The organism is Nocardia sp. X0981 (genome assembly GCF_977089955.1).
Genome location: NZ_OZ372435.1, coordinates 1,591,522 through 1,608,753 on the forward strand (window position 1 = coordinate 1,591,522; position 17,232 = coordinate 1,608,753).

At 66.7% G+C, this 17,232-nt stretch carries 18 protein-coding genes; 6 read left to right on the forward strand and 12 right to left on the reverse strand.

Going from position 1 to position 17,232, the window contains the following annotated elements; translation table 11 throughout:
• Positions 1-72: 72 nt before the first annotated feature.
• Positions 73-270: a hypothetical protein gene (locus ACYR7D_RS06945; protein ID WP_459548799.1), complete on the forward strand. Its 198-nt coding sequence runs from the start codon at positions 73-75 to the stop codon at positions 268-270.
• A gap of 138 nt (positions 271-408) precedes the next feature.
• Here ACYR7D_RS06945 and ACYR7D_RS06950 read toward each other — a convergent pair whose 3' ends face one another.
• Together ACYR7D_RS06950 and ACYR7D_RS06955 are read right to left on the reverse strand one after the other, a co-directional pair.
• Entirely contained in the window at positions 409-1,188 is a 780-nt protein-coding gene (locus tag ACYR7D_RS06950) for a decaprenylphospho-beta-D-erythro-pentofuranosid-2-ulose 2-reductase (protein ID WP_459548800.1), read from the reverse strand.
• On the reverse strand, positions 1,185-2,666 hold the full coding sequence (locus tag ACYR7D_RS06955; protein WP_459548801.1) for an FAD-binding oxidoreductase: 1,482 nt from the start codon (positions 2,664-2,666) through the stop codon (positions 1,185-1,187). The genes ACYR7D_RS06950 and ACYR7D_RS06955 overlap by 4 nt, the downstream gene beginning before the upstream one ends.
• Before the next feature lie 219 nt (positions 2,667-2,885).
• Between ACYR7D_RS06955 and ACYR7D_RS06960 the strand changes: the two genes are divergently transcribed.
• Positions 2,886-3,305: a GtrA family protein gene (locus ACYR7D_RS06960; protein WP_459550058.1), complete on the forward strand. Its 420-nt coding sequence runs from the start codon at positions 2,886-2,888 to the stop codon at positions 3,303-3,305.
• Between the two features lie 62 nt (positions 3,306-3,367).
• Here ACYR7D_RS06960 and ACYR7D_RS06965 read toward each other — a convergent pair whose 3' ends face one another.
• From ACYR7D_RS06965 to rfbA, 3 genes are all read right to left on the reverse strand, one after another.
• On the reverse strand, positions 3,368-3,859 hold the full coding sequence (locus ACYR7D_RS06965) for a hypothetical protein (protein WP_459548802.1): 492 nt from the start codon (positions 3,857-3,859) through the stop codon (positions 3,368-3,370).
• A 374-nt stretch (positions 3,860-4,233) separates the two neighbouring features.
• Positions 4,234-4,788: a dTDP-4-dehydrorhamnose 3,5-epimerase family protein gene (locus ACYR7D_RS06970; protein ID WP_459550059.1), complete on the reverse strand. Its 555-nt coding sequence runs from the start codon at positions 4,786-4,788 to the stop codon at positions 4,234-4,236.
• An 8-nt stretch (positions 4,789-4,796) separates the two neighbouring features.
• Positions 4,797-5,672, reverse strand: a complete 876-nt coding sequence (gene rfbA, locus ACYR7D_RS06975; protein WP_459548803.1) for a glucose-1-phosphate thymidylyltransferase RfbA — start codon at positions 5,670-5,672, stop codon at positions 4,797-4,799.
• A 262-nt stretch (positions 5,673-5,934) separates the two neighbouring features.
• Between rfbA and ACYR7D_RS06980 the strand changes: the two genes are divergently transcribed.
• Positions 5,935-6,084: a hypothetical protein gene (locus ACYR7D_RS06980; protein WP_459548804.1), complete on the forward strand. Its 150-nt coding sequence runs from the start codon at positions 5,935-5,937 to the stop codon at positions 6,082-6,084.
• 155 nt (positions 6,085-6,239) lie between these two features.
• On the opposite strand, the gene ACYR7D_RS06985 is transcribed toward ACYR7D_RS06980, so the two are convergent.
• Positions 6,240-6,941 (reverse strand): hypothetical protein, encoded by a 702-nt coding sequence (locus ACYR7D_RS06985; RefSeq protein ID WP_459548805.1) that lies wholly within the window; start codon positions 6,939-6,941, stop codon positions 6,240-6,242.
• A gap of 291 nt (positions 6,942-7,232) precedes the next feature.
• Here ACYR7D_RS06985 and rfbB point away from each other — a divergent pair, with 291 nt between their 5' ends.
• The gene (rfbB, locus tag ACYR7D_RS06990) at positions 7,233-8,243 is read left to right on the forward strand and encodes a dTDP-glucose 4,6-dehydratase (protein ID WP_459548806.1); all 1,011 of its coding nucleotides are present in this window, start codon (positions 7,233-7,235) and stop codon (positions 8,241-8,243) included.
• An 18-nt stretch (positions 8,244-8,261) separates the two neighbouring features.
• On the opposite strand, the gene ACYR7D_RS06995 is transcribed toward rfbB, so the two are convergent.
• Both ACYR7D_RS06995 and ACYR7D_RS07000 read right to left on the reverse strand, forming a co-directional pair.
• Positions 8,262-9,782 (reverse strand): DUF2142 domain-containing protein, encoded by a 1,521-nt coding sequence (locus ACYR7D_RS06995; RefSeq protein WP_459548807.1) that lies wholly within the window; start codon positions 9,780-9,782, stop codon positions 8,262-8,264.
• A complete protein-coding gene (locus tag ACYR7D_RS07000) occupies positions 9,779-10,777 on the reverse strand; it encodes a glycosyltransferase (RefSeq protein WP_459548808.1) in 999 nt (332 codons plus the stop codon). Before ACYR7D_RS07000 ends, ACYR7D_RS06995 begins: the two co-directional genes overlap by 4 nt.
• Positions 10,778-10,875: 98 nt before the next feature.
• Here ACYR7D_RS07000 and ACYR7D_RS07005 point away from each other — a divergent pair, with 98 nt between their 5' ends.
• Both ACYR7D_RS07005 and ACYR7D_RS07010 read left to right on the forward strand, forming a co-directional pair.
• Positions 10,876-11,403 (forward strand): GtrA family protein, encoded by a 528-nt coding sequence (locus ACYR7D_RS07005; protein WP_459548809.1) that lies wholly within the window; start codon positions 10,876-10,878, stop codon positions 11,401-11,403.
• A gap of 182 nt (positions 11,404-11,585) precedes the next feature.
• On the forward strand, positions 11,586-13,490 hold the full coding sequence (locus ACYR7D_RS07010) for a glycosyltransferase (RefSeq protein ID WP_459548810.1): 1,905 nt from the start codon (positions 11,586-11,588) through the stop codon (positions 13,488-13,490).
• 44 nt (positions 13,491-13,534) lie between these two features.
• Here the strand turns inward: ACYR7D_RS07010 and ACYR7D_RS07015 are convergent, their stop codons facing one another.
• The 4 genes from ACYR7D_RS07015 to wzt all read right to left on the reverse strand — a co-directional run bounded on the left by ACYR7D_RS07015 (position 13,535) and on the right by wzt (position 17,224).
• Positions 13,535-14,386, reverse strand: coding sequence for an SDR family oxidoreductase (locus ACYR7D_RS07015; RefSeq protein WP_459548811.1), 852 nt, complete (start codon positions 14,384-14,386; stop codon positions 13,535-13,537).
• Positions 14,387-14,576: 190 nt separating this feature from the next.
• Positions 14,577-15,251: a hypothetical protein gene (locus ACYR7D_RS07020; RefSeq protein ID WP_459548812.1), complete on the reverse strand. Its 675-nt coding sequence runs from the start codon at positions 15,249-15,251 to the stop codon at positions 14,577-14,579.
• 123 nt (positions 15,252-15,374) lie between these two features.
• Positions 15,375-16,349: a galactofuranosyltransferase GlfT1 gene (gene glfT1 / locus ACYR7D_RS07025; protein WP_459548813.1), complete on the reverse strand. Its 975-nt coding sequence runs from the start codon at positions 16,347-16,349 to the stop codon at positions 15,375-15,377.
• Complete coding sequence (gene wzt / locus ACYR7D_RS07030; RefSeq protein ID WP_459548814.1) at positions 16,346-17,224, reverse strand: galactan export ABC transporter ATP-binding subunit Wzt/RfbE; 879 nt, start codon at positions 17,222-17,224, stop codon at positions 16,346-16,348. The genes glfT1 and wzt overlap by 4 nt, the downstream gene beginning before the upstream one ends.
• Positions 17,225-17,232: the final 8 nt, after the last annotated feature.

Consider the following 17,232-nt stretch of genomic DNA (forward strand, 5'->3'; position numbering starts at 1 on the left):
CATCGAAACTCGTCTATCATGTGCGCTCCCTCACATACACGTTTATTGCCAGGTGAGGGAATCCCCGAATGGATGACGAATGCCGTCGTGCGCCGTACCCTGGGTCGCATGACCTCGGCCTTCGATGATATGGAACTGCGCGATCTCGTCGGCTTGCTCACCGAAGAGGAGCAGCGAGAACTACGACCAACGGTGATGCGCGTCCTCGGGCGCCTGCCGTCTCAGGAGGTGCTGCGCCGGGAACTGGGCCAGCGGATGACACGCGTGTGACAGCGACCGCGGGCTATTGCGGCCCGTCGGCCGGACCGAATACGAGAAGGGCCGTCGTATACCGGAGCGGAATCCGGTAGCGACGGCCCTTCGGGTTCTCGCGGGCCCGTGCACGCACGGGGGACGGGCCCGCTCGTATCAGACGGGAAGCTTGCGGAAGATCGGGCGCGGAATATGGCGCAGGATCATCATCACGTACCGGAACGCTCCCGGCGCCCAGATGAGCTCCTTGCCCTTCTCCGAGGCGTCCACGGCCAGCGCGGCCACCTCTTCCTTGTCCACCGTGAAGGGGGCTTCCTTGGTGCCGGTGGCCTTCCAGTGTTCGATGGTGGTCGTGGTGCGCACCTGGCCCGGCCGGATCACCAGCACCCGCGGCCCGAACGGTCGCAGCGCTTCGCCGAGGCCGAGGTAGAAACCGTCCAGACCGGCCTTGGTGGAGCCGTAGACGAAATTGGAGCGCCGCACCCGCTCACCCGCCGCGGACGACATGGCGATGATCCGGCCGAAACCCTGAGCCTTCATCTTCTCACCGATCAGCACACCCACCGAAACCGCGGCGGTGTAGTTGATCTGCGTGATCTGTACCGCTTTGCGCTGGTCCTGCCAGAGTTCCTCGGCATTGCCCAGCAGCCCGAACGCCACGATCGCGACATCGATATCGCCCTCGGCCCAGGCCTGCTCGACCACCTTCGGGTGGCTGTCGGTATCGAGCGCGTCGAAATCGATCACCTCGACCTCGCTCGCACCGGAAGCCTTCATCTGCGCGACGGCGGTATCGCGTAGCGGGTCGCCCGGCAGGGTGGCCAGGATCACCCGGGCCGGGCCCTTCTTCAGGTACTCCGCACAGATCGCGAGGCCGATTTCCGAGGTCCCGCCGAAAAGCAGAATGGACTGCGGATTGCCTACCGCGTTGATCACTGAAGCTCCAGCCTTCTCGCCATATCGGACATGAATACGCCTGTCGGATCGACGCTGCGGCGTACCTTGATCCACTCGTCGATCCGGGGATACATCTGATGGAAGGTTTCGGCGGTGGTGCGCGAATCCTTACCGGTGTAGAGCCGCCCACCGAATTCCAGGATGCGTTTGTCCAGGTCGGTGACGAACTCGTTGAGGCCGGGTGCGATCGGGAAGTCCAGGCAGACGTTCCAACCCGGCATCGGGAAACTCAACGGAGCCTGATTGCCCTCGCCGAAGTATTTGAACACGTTGAGGAACGAATAGTGCCCACTGGCCTGGATATCGATGAGGATCTGCCGGAACTCCCCGACCGCCTCCGGCGGCACCACGAACTGGTACTGCAGGAAACCGCGAGAACCGTAGGCGCGGTTCCATTCACCCAGCATATCGAGCGGATGATAGAAGGCCGTGAGATTCTGCGGCTTCTGCCGGTAGGTGGCGCCCTTGCGGTACCAGACCTCGGTGGCCAGAGTGAACGTCTTGTTGTTCAGCAGGCCGTTCGGGAAGATATCGGGGAAGGTCAGGAAGGTTTTCCCGGTGAACCCGAGCGGATTCTTGCGCAGTTTCCTCGGCAACTGGTCCAGTTTGGCCAGCGAGCCCCGGGAGATCACCGCGCGGCCCAGTTTGGGCATCGGGCTCAGCGCGTCGAACCAGGCCGAGCTGTACTCGTAGTTGTCCTCGGAGCCGTCGCTGTGGAAGGCGATGGTTTCATCGAGCCCCGAGGTCACATCGCCGTCGGCGATGAAATACGCGGTTTCGGTCGGCGTCATCTCGATGGTCGCCCGCAGGATGATGCCGGTCAGTCCGCAGCCGCCGATGGTGGCCCAGAACAGTTTGGCGTTCTTCTTGGGGCTGATGGTCTGCACCTGGCCGTCGGCGGTGAGCAGTTGCATCGAACGCACGTGGTTGCCGAAGCTGCCCGCGCTGTGATGGTTCTTCCCGTGGATATCGGACCCGATGGCCCCGCCCACGGTGACCTGGCGGGTGCCCGGCAGTACCGGTACCCACAGGCCGAACGGCAGCGCGGCCTTCATCAGCTGGTCGAGGTTCACGCCCGCGTCGACGTCCACCATCCGGGTGTCCTGGTCGATGCGGTGGATCTTGTTCAGCGCGGTCATATCGATGACCAGGCCGCCCGCGTTCTGCGCGTTGTCACCGTAGGAACGGCCGAGTCCGCGGGCGATCACACCGCGCCGCAGATGCGCCGGTTTGCTGTCGTTGTCCTCGGCGACCGCGGCCACCGCGGCGGCGATGAGTTCGGGGTCGCTCGTCGAGAGCACCTCCGCGGAGGTAGCCGCGGTGCGAGCCCATCCGGTGAGCGTTTTGGTGCGAGTGGGTAGCGTTAACCCTCCACCGGCAGTATCGCGTTCACCGGCCGGCGGGGTGTCGGTACCGGACGCCTGGGTCGAGGTCGGAGCTTTCGTGGACATCGGCATAGAGGCTACAGGTATCGCCGGAATTCGGTTCATTTCGTTACCCCCGAAGGCGGCCGGTGCGCCGCCGGCCACCCCCGCCCCCGCGGCCCGGACCGGGCAAGTACATTTCCGTCGGTGCCCCCTGAAAGCAACGCAGTAAGCCGGAGCCCCCGGGTAGCGCCGGGCGGCACCGGGGAATTCTCTCCTCCGTCCGGGGAAACGGCAGCCGATGGGTCCGCGATCGAAAATCCTGGACAGGAGAACACCCCGATCGGTCTCGGAACACAGCTGGTGCGATTCGTGGCCACCGGGGCCCTGTCGGCGGTGGTCGATTTCGGGCTGTACTGGCTGCTGCTCGAGGTCGCCGGCCTGCCGGTGAATCCCGCCAAGGCGATCGGTTTCATCGCCGGTACCACCACCGCCTATCTGATCAACCGGCGCTGGACCTTCAACGCACCGCCCAGCCGGGCCCGCTTCATCGCTGTGGTCGTGCTGTACGCGCTGACGTTCACGGTGCAGGTCGGGATCAACTGGGTCTGCTACCAGGCGTTCGACGAGGGCCTGTGGTGGCGGGTCCCCCTGGCCTTCGTGATCGCGCAGGGTACGGCCACCGTTATCAACTTCGTGGTGCAGCGCCTGGTCATCTTCCGTATCCGCTAACCCACAGCGCGGAGCCCCGGTCGTCGGTGACGACCGGGGCTCCGCGCTGTTCGGCTACGTTCTCAGGCGACGCTGGTGAGCCGCCGCGGCCGCCGCGCCAGGGAGGCGCGTACCGCGGCGCCGAGCGCCACCACCGCCGGCACCCAGCGGGCCTCGTCCGGGGAAACTCCCCAGGTGGCCGAGCCGGCGGACAGATGGGTGGGTGGCAGCGGCACGCCCGCGCCGTCGGTGTACACGACGGCTCCGGCCTGCCGGAGGGCTTCCACGGCCCGCGCGGCCTTGCGCATGCCGGTGACCAGGTGGATCTCCCGGCGCTCGGCGCCCGGGATCTCGATGATCGGGCCGGTCAGGTTGTTCGCGCGCAGGTAGCGGCGGACCGACGCGGCCAACTCCCCGGTGACCTCGACGGCGGACAGGTCCTCATCCGTGATCAGGCACAGGCCGTTGGCCGTTTCGGCGACCCTCCAGCCACGCTGGGCGTAGTCCCGCGCCGCCGCGGTCATCTCGCCCGCCGAGACGGAAGTCGGAAACGTCGTACGCACTGTCATCTCCATTCCCCGGTATAGATAAGGTCCGGCTTTCATGGGTCGTATCGGTGCCCGGTACCCGTAGCGTTACGCCGTTACGGCGAATTTTTTCGACTGTCGGCTTCCTCTCATTTCCGGCCGCAGTCGTCGGCCAGTGGTACAGGTCGCACAGCGGACCCGCGGTCGGCTTTCCGGGGCGAAATCCGGGAAAGATTTCGATATGGCCGGTGCGTCAGCGGATGATTCCCCGCGAACCTGGTTCGGCTGGTGCCGGGCACCTGGGTCGGCGGTCCCCCCGCCTCCGGCCGGAAATGCCGGAACGCGACCACCGAAGGGGGACGATACTGCCGAATCGCTCGGGCGGCGAATCCAAAGGACGCCGTACTCGCGGGCGGTACCGCTCAGCGGTCCCGCAATCGCGGCGCCGCCGCGTCTTTGGGCGAGCGCAGATAAGTGAGCCGCCGGCCGTCCCGGCCGGTAACCGGCCAGTCGATGGCCAGATCCGGATCGAAGGCGTCCAGATCGTGGTCGTATTCGGGGCTGTACTCGAGCGAACACAGATAGGTGAGAGTGGAATCGTCTTCGAGGGAGAGCACCGCGTGCCCGAGCCCTTCGGCGAGAAAAACCGAGCGCCTGTCGCGATCGTCGAGGATCACGCTGTCCCAGTGGCCGAAGGTGGGTGAGCCGGGGCGCAGATCGACCACCACGTCCAGGAAGGCCCCGCGCACGCAGGTCACGTATTTCGCCTGCCCCGGCGGATCGTCGGTGTAGTGGATACCGCGCAGTACTCCCGCCGCGGAGACCGAGGTGTTCACCTGCAGCAGATCGAAGGGGCGTCCGGTGGCCTTCTCGAATTCCGAGGCCCGGAATGTTTCGGCGAAGGCGCCCCGGTCGTCGCCTCGGATCACCGGGGTGAACACCCAGGCCCCGGGAACCGACATCTCACTGATCCGCATCTGTCCACTCACCAACTTCGTCCGTGCTCGAGCAGATCGAGCAGGTACCTACCGTAACCGGAGCGGAGGAGGGGATCGGCGAGCAGGCGCAGCTGTTCGTCGTCGATATAGCCCATCCGCCACGCGACCTCCTCCGGGGCACCGATCTTCAGGCCCTGACGCTCTTCGACGGTGCGGACATAGTTGGCGGCGTCCAGCAGGGAATCGAAAGTGCCGGTGTCCAGCCAGGCGGTACCGCGGGCCAGTACGTCGACAGTGAGTTTGCCCGCTTCCAGATAGGCGCGGTTGATATCGCTGATCTCGTATTCGCCGCGAGCGGACGGAGTGAGATGGCGGGCGATTTCCAGCACATCGTTGTCGTAGAAGTACAGGCCCGGCACCACATAGTTCGACCGGGGGGCTTTCGGTTTCTCCTCGATGGAGATCGCTTTGCCCTCGGAGGTGAATTCGACCACACCGTAGGCGCTCGGATCCGAAACCCGGTAGGCGAAGATCGCGCCGCCGTCGATATCGGTGAAACGGTTCAGACTGGTGCCCAGTCCCGGGCCGTGGAAGATATTGTCGCCCAGCACCAGCGCGGCGGAATCGCCGCCGATATGCTCGGCGCCGAGGACGAAGGCCTGGGCCAGGCCGTCGGGGACCGGTTGCACCACATAGCTGAGGGCGATCCCGAACTGGGAGCCGTCGCCGAGCAGGCGGGTGAACGATTCGGCGTCCTCCGGGGTGGTGATGACCAGGATGTCCCGGATACCGGCCAGCATGAGGGTGGACAGCGGGTAGTAGACCATCGGCTTGTCGTAGACCGGGACCAGCTGTTTGCTCACCCCGCGCGTGATCGGATGCAAACGCGAACCGGTGCCGCCCGCCAGAATGATTCCGCGCATGTTCGGTCAGTGTGCCAGCCCCCGTTCCGAAGCCTGCGTGCGGCAGCGGTTCGAGTGCTCGTGCCCGGCGTGGTAGATGCGCCGGGCCTGCCCCTCGTAGGCGACCGGCTCAGCTCAGGTACCGGTCGGCTACCTTCACCAATTCGTCCAGGGTGCGCAGGGTTTCCGCTTCGGGCAGGGTGTCCGGACGCAGTGTCACCCGTCCGCCCCGGCTTCGGCGTAGGCGTCGAGGACCTCCGGGTCGGCGGGTGCCGGAGTGACGGTGACCGGCAGGCCGTTGCCGGAGAACTCCGCGAGCTGGGCGGTGGCCTCGGCGGCCGTGGTATTCGGCCAGTTCCTCGGCCCAGATCCGGGTGATCGCTTCCAGTTGCTCGTCCAGCAGCGCGCCCCGGGTGCGCGGGGAAGGTGTTGATTCCGATCTTCATGCCAGGACCGAACCTCGCACCGTTCACCGGTATTCGCCGCCCCACCCCGCCGCGCACACGAACGGGGCCCACATCCGTCCGGTGACCGGAAAACCAGGCGAGAACGGTGCGCCGACCCGAGTGCACCGTTCCCGCCGGCGGTTCACTTGACCGGGAACGGCTCGTTGATCGTGGTGACGTACTGGATGATCGCGCCGATGGCCACCGGGGCGGTGACCAGGAGCTGCCCGGCCACGGTACCGAGCGCGCCGACGGCGACGATGCCGCCGAGGCAGCCGATGACGGCGGCGGGTACGAACGGTCCGAACAGGCCCACGATGGTCGCCGCGGCCACGGTCGCGCCGGCGATACCGCCGAGTACACAGCCGAGCCCGGCGCCGCCCAAGCCACCGACCAGGGTGCCCAGGGCCGCCCCGGTGGCGATGGTGTCCTTGAGCCGGGTGAAGGCGGCGACCTCGCGGTCGTACGGGGTTTTCCAGGGGGCCGTGTCCTGATGGGGCAGGGCGACCGGCTTGTACACCGCCTGGGCGGGATCGAGCTGCGGGGTGAGAGTGGCGGTGTGTCCGGAGATCTCGGCGGCGATCGGGAACTCGAAATCGTCGACCCGGAACGTCAGCGGTGCGCCGGCGAGCACGGTGCCCTCCGGCGACTCGATCTTGAATACACCGTCTTCGACCACCATCGACCCGGAATCGGTGGTGATGACGGACTGATTACCGACGACTTCCGCGGTGAAGCCGACCGGCGCCGGCTGGGCCGTGGGTGCCGCGTGGGCACTACCGGATGCGATACCGAGCGCGGCGATGAGCAGCGCCGAGGTCGCGGTCAAACTCCGGACGAGCATGTGGGATCACCTCATGTGGGGAGTGCGGGAAAAGATCGCAACGAATCGAATGGCATCCGGCCCGACCAGTGGTGCAGCGACCGAATCCGAGCGTTTACTGTATCTTTACCGTTCGGAGCAGGCCGCCGTGGGGCCTGGAAAATACTCTGGCCCTTGTCCTCTCGCCGGCACCTGTGGCCGGCGTCGCCGGTGGGGCGCGCTCGCCGGACACCGAGGTCGCGCACCGCGACACCGCGGGCCGGGTCCGTGGGACACCCGCGGCGCGATCCGGGCCCGACGTAGAGTTGAACAGTGCGTCTACTCGTGACCGGCGGAGCCGGGTTCATCGGAGCCAACTTCGTCCAGCACACCGTCGCCGAACGCCCGGAGGTGACGGTCACCGTGCTGGACGCCCTCACCTACGCGGGTAACCGTGCCTCGCTGGAACCCGTGGCCGACCGGATCGACTTCGTCCACGGCGATATCGCCGATATGGACCTGGTGGACGAACTGGTCAGCGGGGTCGACGCGGTGGTTCATTTCGCCGCCGAATCACACAACGACAATTCGCTCGCCGAGCCGTGGCCGTTCGTGCAGACGAATATCGTGGGCACCTATTCGCTGCTGCAGGCGGTGCGGCGGCACGACGTGCGCTATCACCACGTCTCCACCGACGAGGTCTACGGCGATCTGACACCGGAGGCCCCCGCGTTCACCGAGAGCACCCCCTACAACCCGTCCAGCCCGTATTCGGCGACCAAGGCTGCCAGCGACATGCTGGTCCGTGCCTGGGTCCGATCCTTCGGTATCCGTGCCACGCTGTCGAACTGCTCCAACAACTACGGTCCGTACCAGCACGTCGAAAAGTTCATTCCGCGCCAGATCACCAACCTGATCGACGGGGCGCGGCCCCGGTTGTACGGGGCCGGGCACCAGATTCGCGACTGGATCCACGTCGAGGACCACAACCGCGCCGTCTGGGCGGTGCTGGAGCGGGGCCGGATGGGGCGGACGTATCTGATCGGGGCGGACGGCGAACTCGACAACCGCACGGTGGTCGAATTACTGCTCGCCGAATTCGGCCGCGACCCCGGTGATTTCGACCACGTCACCGATCGTGCCGGTCACGACCAGCGCTATGCGATCGACGCGACCCCACTGCGCACCGAACTCGGCTGGAGTCCGCGCTACGCGGACTTCCGCGCCGGTCTGGCCGCCACCGTCGCCTGGTACCGCGAGCACGAGTCCTGGTGGCGGCCGGTCAAGGCCGCCACCGAGCGTGCCTACGCCGAGGCGGGAGAGCGCACCATCTCCGTTCCGTGAGCGGCCGCGGCCGGCCGCTCACGCCCAGACGTAGATGTGGTACTTCGCCACCGCGCTGATCAACGCGATGGTCACCGCGATCACGATCGTCATCTCGGCGCCCCGGCCCGGCGCGCGGTCGCCGGGCCCACGCAGCCGCAGCGGCATCCAGCGCAGCAGTACCGCGAAGGCCACGATCGCCAGCGGAACGAAATAGCGGCCCTGGACGCCGTCGATGATGTAGTAGCCGACCGGGGTGAACGACATGTAGAGCGTCACGTAGATCATCGCGACGCTCGCGGCCATGGTCAGCGCGACGACCAGGGTGCGCCGGAAATCCGGTCGCTCGAAGCGCTCCGTGGTGCCCACGCTCACCGCCAACGCGAGCAGGCAGGCCACGATGGCGGTGGTGGGTACGTTGATGTAGGCGAAGCCGAGTTCGCCGAAGAACTCGGGGAACCATTCCTGGTCGCGACGCAGGATGCTCTCCCAGAACGTCCGCAGGAAACCGAACGGATCGGTCAGGATACCGATCAGCTGCTCACCGGTGTCGACGGTGTACCACTGGTGCGGGGGCCGCATCAGGCTGGTGCCCTCGCCGGTCGGTGCGGCGATCCTCATCCATACCGCGAATCCGGCGGCGCCCAGCGCGGCACAGGCCCACGGGAGCCACCGCCGCGGGCCGGTCAGGCCCATCCGCTCCGCCGGGATCAGCACCACCAGCATGGCCAGCAGCACGTAGGTCGGTTTGCACAGCGGCAGCAGGACGGCGGTGGCCAGGGTCGCCGCGGTCTCGGCCCGGCCGAGCCGGTCGCCGAGGAACAGGCCCTTCACCAGGAGCGCGGAGACCAGGATGGCCAGCGCGTTGGTGAGCGTATCGGCGGTGACGGTGCCCGCCTGGAATACCGCGATCGGCAGGACGGCCACTGTGAAGGCCAGCCACTGCACCCGGTGCGCACGCAGCGTCCACAGCGCGGAACCCACCACCAGCAGGTAGGCGGCCAGCCCGGAGAGACGGGTGATCCGGAGCAGGGCGCCCGTATCGGCGTCGATCAGTTCGGCGAACCGGATACCGAGGGCGTTGGGCACATACGGCACCGCCGAGTACGCCGCGGTATTGGTGAACCACACCGTTTCGCGTTCATCGGTGACCGGGGCGTCGCTCAGCCGTTCGTAGGTGCCGGGCTCGGCGACCATCGGATGCGGTTCGCCCGGGTTGTGGGTGTAGTCGTCGAGCGCGTGCGCCATGAGTGCCTCGACCGACGCCGGCACCTCACCGCCGTAGGCGACCCCGCGGTCGTCCTCGATCTCGGTGGGGGCGAAGCCGCCGTGGGCCACCTGATAGGCGCGACCGAACTGGGTGATCTCGTCGTGGCCCCAGAACGGGGGGCTCATCACCGCGAACACCAGGCCGAAGATCCCGGCCAGCAGGACGAACGCGATGGTCGCCGATCCGAAACGGCGGGTTACGGCGCGTGCGGCGCGTACGGGCCGGGACCTGCCGGAACCACCCGCCGCCTGCTCGGATCCAGCAGGGCGGGTTTCGGTGCCGGTGGTCAACGGATATCCCCGGTCACCGGGTCGGGCCGGGCTTCCCCGGACCAGCGTTCGGGCAGTGCCGCGGCGCCGGGTGCCTCGTAGCGCAGATAGATGAGGCGGGAGGCCTCGTGCCGGCCGCGCCGGATACCGTCCAGGATCAGCCCGGCGGTCCAGGCGAGGAAGCCCACGAGCAGCAGGGTGCACGCCAGGAACAGGGTCGGGAAGCGCGGCACCGTATGGGAGTCGTAGTACTCGATCACGATCGGGATGGTCAGCACCACCGAGACGAGCCAGCTCAGCGTCCCGAACAGTCCGTAGAACGCGACCGGTCGTTCGTGCCGGGCCAGACCGATGATCAGGGCCAGGATCTTGAAACCGTCGTGATAGGTGCGCAGTTTGCTCTCACTGCCCGCCGGACGGTCCCGGAAACCGACGGGAACCGCGGTCTGCGGGACGCGCAGATGCAGCGAATGCACGGTGAGTTCGGTTTCGATCTCGAATTCCCGGGAGACGGCGGGAAAACTTTTCACGAATCGGCGGGAGAACACCCGGAATCCGCTCAGCATATCCTCGACGTTTTCGCCGAAAACTTTGCCGACCACCCCGTTCAGCACTTTGTTCCCGGTCTCGTGACCGGCCCGGTAGGCCGATCCGCCCGCATCCTGTTTCCGTACTCCGAGCACATGGTCGTACGGCCCGCAGAGCAGGGTTTCGATCATCTCCGGCGCCGCGGAAGCCTCATAGGTGTCGTCGCCGTCGATCATGAGGTACACATCGGCCTCGATATCGGCGAAGGCGCGGCGCACTACATTGCCTTTGCCTTTGGCCAGTTCCTGACGGACGATCGCCCCGGCGGCGCGGGCCTTCTCGGCGGTGGCGTCGGTGCTGAGGTTGTCGTAGACATACACGACAATTCCGGGCACCGCGGCTTTGAGGTCGGTGACGACCTTGGCGACCGAGGCTTCTTCGTTGTGGCACGGGACCACTGCGGCAATTCGGAGATCGGTGGAGTCCACCTGGTCAATCCTCGAAATCGGCGGGTATGGGGAACACCGGCACAGTACCGGGTCCGTGCCGGGACGGGCGGCTCAGGTCACTGCGGTACCGTCGGCGGGTGTCATCTGGTGAGTCATCGGCCGTGGTCGACTCGGACGCACCGGCCCCTCGTTCGCTGTCCGAACGGGTACGGTCCGGGCTGCGGCAGAGTGCGGCCTTCCTGGTGGTCGGGGTGCTCGGTTTCCTGGTCGACGCCGGTACCTACAACCTGCTGGTGTTCGACCTGGGTGTCGGGGACGGCAAGGGCGTGCTGTACGACGTACCACTGCCGGCCAAGATCATCGCCATAGCGGTGGCCACCGTGGTCACCTACTTCGGTAACAAGTGGTGGACCTTCTCCCACAAGCAGTCCGGTAGCCCGGCCCGCGAGTATCTGCTGTACGCGGTGATCAATGTGATCGCGATCGGGTTGCAGTTGGGCTGCCTGGGTTTCTCCCGGTACATCCTGGACCTGTCCACCCCTCTTGCGGACAACATATCCGGAACGTTGATCGGCCAGATGGTTGCCGTGGTGTTCCGGTATTGGGCCTACGACAAGTTCGTATTCACGGGCGAATCCGAACGGGCGTCCGGCGTGCCCGATTGATATCCTCGGCCGCGCCGCGAACCGTATTCAGGGACATGTCTGTCCCGTCGGCACCAGTATGAGCGAGACAGGCCCGGAGGTGGTAGTGCGGTACCTTCACCTGCGCTTCGGTCTGCGCATCGGTATGCGGACCGATCGCGGGGCTCGCTCATGCACAAGACATTGAGGATTTCGAGGACTTCATGGACCAGTCGGCAATGCAGGCCGTTACCGAGACGAACGAACACTTCGCCGTCGCACCGGAGTCGCTGCGCGCCGAACACCATCTGGCGCCGGACCGCCTGGTGCTCGCGCGGGGCATTTTCACCGGGCCCTCGGCGAAGATCAGCGACGAGTTGTACGCGGTGGTCAAGGGCCGCTCCACTCGCGACAGACTGAGCCTGCGTCTGGAAAAGGGCTCCAGCGCACACACCAATACCTACTTCGGTCGTTTCGCCGCCAGCTACTGGCAGCGCTGGACCGTGGTCACCGAAGTGCAGGCGACGATGACCCTGCACGTCGGTAAGAAGGCGAGAGTCCGGATCGTGGCCTCCGATATCGCCGGACACCGCCGTATCGTCGGCACCGCCCACGTCACCGCCAGTGGCCCGCTGACCCTCACCGCGCCGCTGGACCAGTTCGTCGACGGCGGTGCCCTGTGGCTGGAGTTCGACGCTGTCGGCGGCGACCTCGCCGTCTCCGAGCTGACCTGGACGGCGGAAGCGCCCGAGACGGTGCGCCCGGTCGCCATCGCCATCTGCACCTTCAACCGCGCCCAGGACTGTGCCGAGACCGTCGCGGCGCTGGCCTCCGACCAGACCGTGCTCGGCGCTATCGATGCCGTGTACGTGGTGGACCAGGGCACCGACCTGGTGGAGAATCGCCCTCTGTTCCAGCAGATCCGGCCCGGCCTCGGCGATAAGCTCCGCTATATCCGCCAGCCCAATCTGGGCGGGGCGGGCGGCTTCACCCGGGGGCTGTACGAGGTGTCGGCGGCCAACGAGCACGCCGATGTCATCCTCATGGACGACGATATCCTCTGCGAACCGGAGACGGTGCTGCGCCTGCGGGCCTTCGCCAACCTCACCGTGGAACCGACGCTGGTCGGCGCCCAGATGCTGTTCCTGCTCAACCCCGACTACCTGAACGTCGGCGCCGAGGATGTGCACCTGCACAAACTGATGCACGGACAGAAGGTGCCCAAGGCGCTGCGCAACACCAGCATGCTGAAGAAGAACCAGGAGCGCCGGGTCGACGCCGGCTACAACGCCTGGTGGACCTGCCTCATCCCGGCCGAGGTCGTGAAGAAGATCGGGCTGCCGCTACCGATCTTCTTCCAGTGGGACGATGTGGAATACGGGCTGCGCGCCCGCGAACACGGGTTCGTCACGGTCACCCTGCCCAACGCGGCGGTCTGGCACGCGGACTTCTACTGGAAGGACTTCGACGACTGGGCGCGGTACTTCAGTACCCGTAACTCTCTGATCGTCAGTTCCCTGCACGCCGATCTGGATCCGAGCACCGTGACCCGGCAGCTCTTCCGGAATATCGCCGAGTACCTGGTCGGAATGCAGTACGGTCTCGCCCACACCACGCTGCAGGGCATCGAGGACTTCCTGGAGGGTCCGTCGATCCTGCACGATGGTGGCACCGAAGTACTGCGCCGCGCGCGGACCAGCCGCGCCGACTATCCGGAAACCGTCAAGCACCCCGCGGCGACCCCGCCGGTGGAATCCGCCGATATCCGGGTGCGTCGCGCCGGCGGTGAACCGAGCCGGCTGCTGGCGGTGCTGATCAAACGGGCGATCCAGCAGTGGACCGGCCGGGTCCAGCACGGTCTGGTCGGTATCACCCGCGAAGACGCGCACTGGTGGCATGTGTCGCTGTTCGACCATGTGGTCGTCACCGATGCCTCCCAGTCCGGCGTCCGGGTGCGCAAGCGGGACAAGGCGAGGGCGCGGGCCCTGCTGCTGCGCACGGTGCGTGTGCTGCGCCGCCTGTACAAGGAGCTGCCCACGCTCCAGCAGCGCTACCGCGCCGCCCATGCCGAACTCACCAGCCGGGAGAACTGGGAGCGGCTGTACGGTATCGATCCGAAGCAGGGCTGAGCGGACGCGGTGGCGCCGGCCGGTCCGGCGTCACCGCCCCGTCCCTACAGGAACAGATCCGTGGTGAGCGGCTCGTCGCCCGGGGTGACCCGGTATCTGTCCAGGTCGGTGATGCCGTGCGCGGCCAGTACCTCGTCGTCGATGAAGAAGTTGCCGGTGGTCTCGGTGGCCGGTGCGGTGAGCACCAGATAGGCCGCGTCGGCGTAGATATCCGGGGTGCGCGAGGTACGGACCATCTCCTCGCCGCCCAGCAGGTTGCGCACCGCCGCGGTGGCGATGGTGGTGCGCGGCCACAGCGAATTCACGCCGATACCGTCGGATTTCAGTTCCTCGGCCAGCCCCAGTGTGGTCAGTGACATCCCGTATTTGGCGATGGTGTAGCCCAGCGACGCACCCGCCCATTTGGGATCGAGATTCAGCGGCGGCGAAAGCGTGAGGATATGCGGGTTACGACCGGCCGCCGCGGATTCGCGCAGGGCCGGCAGGCTCAGCTTCGACAGCAGGAAACTGCCGCGGCAGTTGATGTCCTGCATCAGGTCGTACTTCTTCATCGGCAGTGCGTCGGTGGGCGAGAGGTCGATGGCGGAAGCGTTGTTGACCACGATATCGATCCCACCGAACCGCTCGGTGGTCTGCCGGACCGCTTCGGCCACCGATTCATCGATCCGGATATCGCCGACGAAGGGCAGCGCCGTGCCGCCGGCGGCCTCGATTTCGGCGGCCGCTGTGTGGATGGTGCCGGGAAGTTTGGGATGCGGTTGATCGGTTTTGGCGATCAGGGTGATGTTCGCGCCGTCCGCCGCGGCTCGTTTGGCGATCTCCAGGCCGATTCCGCGGCTGCCGCCGGACATGATCATCGTCCGGCCGCTCAGCGGTTTGTCTCCGGTGGCTGTCATGGCCCTGCCCTCCTGTCGTCGCGACCGCCGGGCGCGAGCCCACGCCCGGCGCGTGCCGATTCGAGAGTAGGCAACGGACCGCGAGTTGCCCAGAGACGCCGGGCGGTGTCCGTGAGTCCGCTGTGCCCACCGGTGACCTGCCCTCGGTGCGCTCGACGGGGGCCGGGCGGCCCTCACCGAGCGCCCCTTCTCAGGCCACCGCGACGAGCATGAGGATGATGTTCAGCAGGAAGATGAGGGCGACGAACGCCCAGATCACGTACATCACGACCATGCCCGGCGTCTTCTGCGGCACCGGGCCGATGGCGCCGTTGAGGAAGATGAGCGCGGGTGTGCGGTAGTAGTAGCGCACCGCCTGGCCCGGTTGAACCTGAACCGGGACCTCCGCCGGACCCATATCGAACAGCCACGGCGTGGTCACCCGGACCTGGTAGTTACCCGCCCCGACCGGGACATGGTTTACGCCCCAGCGGGTGTTCGGCACCTGCTGGCCGTTCACCAGGATCTTCGGTTTGGTGATGGCGAGCAGGAAAGCCATCGGGGTGTAGGAACAGTGGACCGTGAGACCCGGCGGGTCGTTCGGCGCCGGCTGACCCGGCTGACCGCCGGGGCCCGGCTGTCCGTACTGCGCCGGCGGCTGGGCGTACGGTCCGCTCGCGTACTGCGGCTGACCACCGGGCGGGCCGAATCCGCCCTGCGGCGGCTGTCCCTGCGGTGGCATGCCGTAGCCCGGCTGTCCCCCCTGCGGTCCCCCTGGATACTGCGGCTGCCCGTAACCCGGCGGCGGCGCGAACTGCGGCTGCGGTGCCGGGTACTGGCCGGGTGCGGGCTGGCCCTGTGGCGGTTGACCGCCGGGGTAACTCATCGATTTCCTCCCAGAATCATGCAGTTTGCCAGCCGAACTTACCCGCAGGGAAGCGATCGCTCGCATTCGCCGTCAACCCTGGTTGCCTCGCCGGTAACCGATCCGGGCAATCCGGGCGCCGCGTTACTCCGGCTTCTGGAACTGCTCGTTGCGGCCGAGGCTGCGCAGATGGAACCATTCGCGCAGGCCGGCCGGATCGCGCCGGGTCACCAGGAAGAACCAGGAGAAACGGATCCATTCCTGCGGCAGCAATTTTCGCATACCCGGCTGGGACATGAGGTAGCCGCGGTTGCGATAGGTGAAGTACCGCTTCACCGGATCGTCGGGGTATTGGGTGTGCATCCGCCCACCCAGGATCGGCTTGAACTCGGCCGCGCCGTTGGGGTGCAGATACGCCGTCTGCAGGCAGGTCCCGAAGGGCAGGCCCGAGCGTACGAGCCGGCGGTGCACCTCGACCTCGTCGCCGCGGACGAACAATCGCAGATCCGGTACGCCGATCACATCCACCGCCTGCGCCGAGATCAACGCGCCGTTGAACAGGGAAGCGATTCCGGGCAGGAAATCGTCGCTGCCGAGTTCGGATCGCAGCCGCCGCCACACCACGCCGCGGCGCAGTGGGAACGCCAGCCGGTCCGGTTCGTCGATATCGCAGACAACCGGTGAGACCTCCACCAGTTCGTGCCTGCGGGCGCATTCGAACAGCGTCGACAGCACGTCCGGGCCCTCGGGCCGGCCGTCGTCGTCGGCCAGCCACACCCAGTCGGCCCCGAGGCTCAGCGCGTGCAGTATCCCCAGGGCGAAACCACCGGCCCCACCGAGATTGTGCGCGGAACCGAGGTAGGTCGTCTGCAGCGGCTGGTCGGCGACCAGTTCGGCCACCTCGGTTTCGTTGCCGTTGTCCACCACGATGAGGTGATCGACCGGGCGTGACTGGGTGGCCACGGCTTTCAGCGATTCGGCGAGCAGATCACGCCGCTTGTGCGTCACCACGACGGCGACGATGGTGGCGTCCGCGTCGTACTTCGCTTCCGGTAGCACCGCGGCGGCCGCGTCGTGTTCCGGGGAAGGGTTCGCAGCCGGGTGCCCGGGTCCGCTCATACCTGATTTCTCTCCAGTTCTCGTTCGCCGGCCGGCTGCTCCGCCGGTTCGCCGGTCGTATCCGGGCGGTTCCCGGCCTTTTCGGCCTCCAGCTCCCGCAATATCGTCGCCACGTGATTACCCGCGTCGGGGCCCTCGTAGGCCCGTACCACCTCTTCGATCCCACCGTGCGACCGGATCCGGCCGTGATCGATCCACAGGGCCGTATCGCAGAGCTGCGCCAGGAACTCGTTGGAATGACTGGCGAATACCAGGATGCCCGAACGGGCCACCAACTCCTGCAACCGGACCCGGGCCTTCTTCATGAATTCCGCGTCGACGGCGCCGATTCCCTCGTCCAGCAGCAGGATCTCCGGATCGATGGAGGTGACCACACCCATCGCCAGCCGCACCCGCATCCCGGTCGAATAGGTACGCAGCGGCATCGACAGGTATTCGCCGAGTTCGGTGAAATCGGCGATCTCGTCGATCTTGGCCAGCATCTGCTTACGGGTCTGTCCGAGGAACAGCCCGCGAATGATGATGTTCTCGTACCCGGAGATCTCCGGGTCCATCCCGACGCCCAGGTCGAACACCGGCGCCACCCGGCCGCGGATCCGTGCGCTACCACGGGAGGGTTCGTAGATCCCCGACAGCAGGCGCAGCAGCGTGGATTTACCGGCACCGTTGTGGCCGACCAGCCCCACCCGGTCGCCCTCTTTCAGCGACAGGGTGATGTCGCGCAGCGCCTCCACGACCACCACATCGGACTGGTTGCGCCCGATCGAGCCCCCCGCCTTGCCGAGGAACGCCTTTTTCAGCGATCGCGATTTCGCGTCGAAAATCGGGAATTCCACCCACGCGTCGCGGGTTTCGATACTCACCTGATCGGTCATGACCGGCT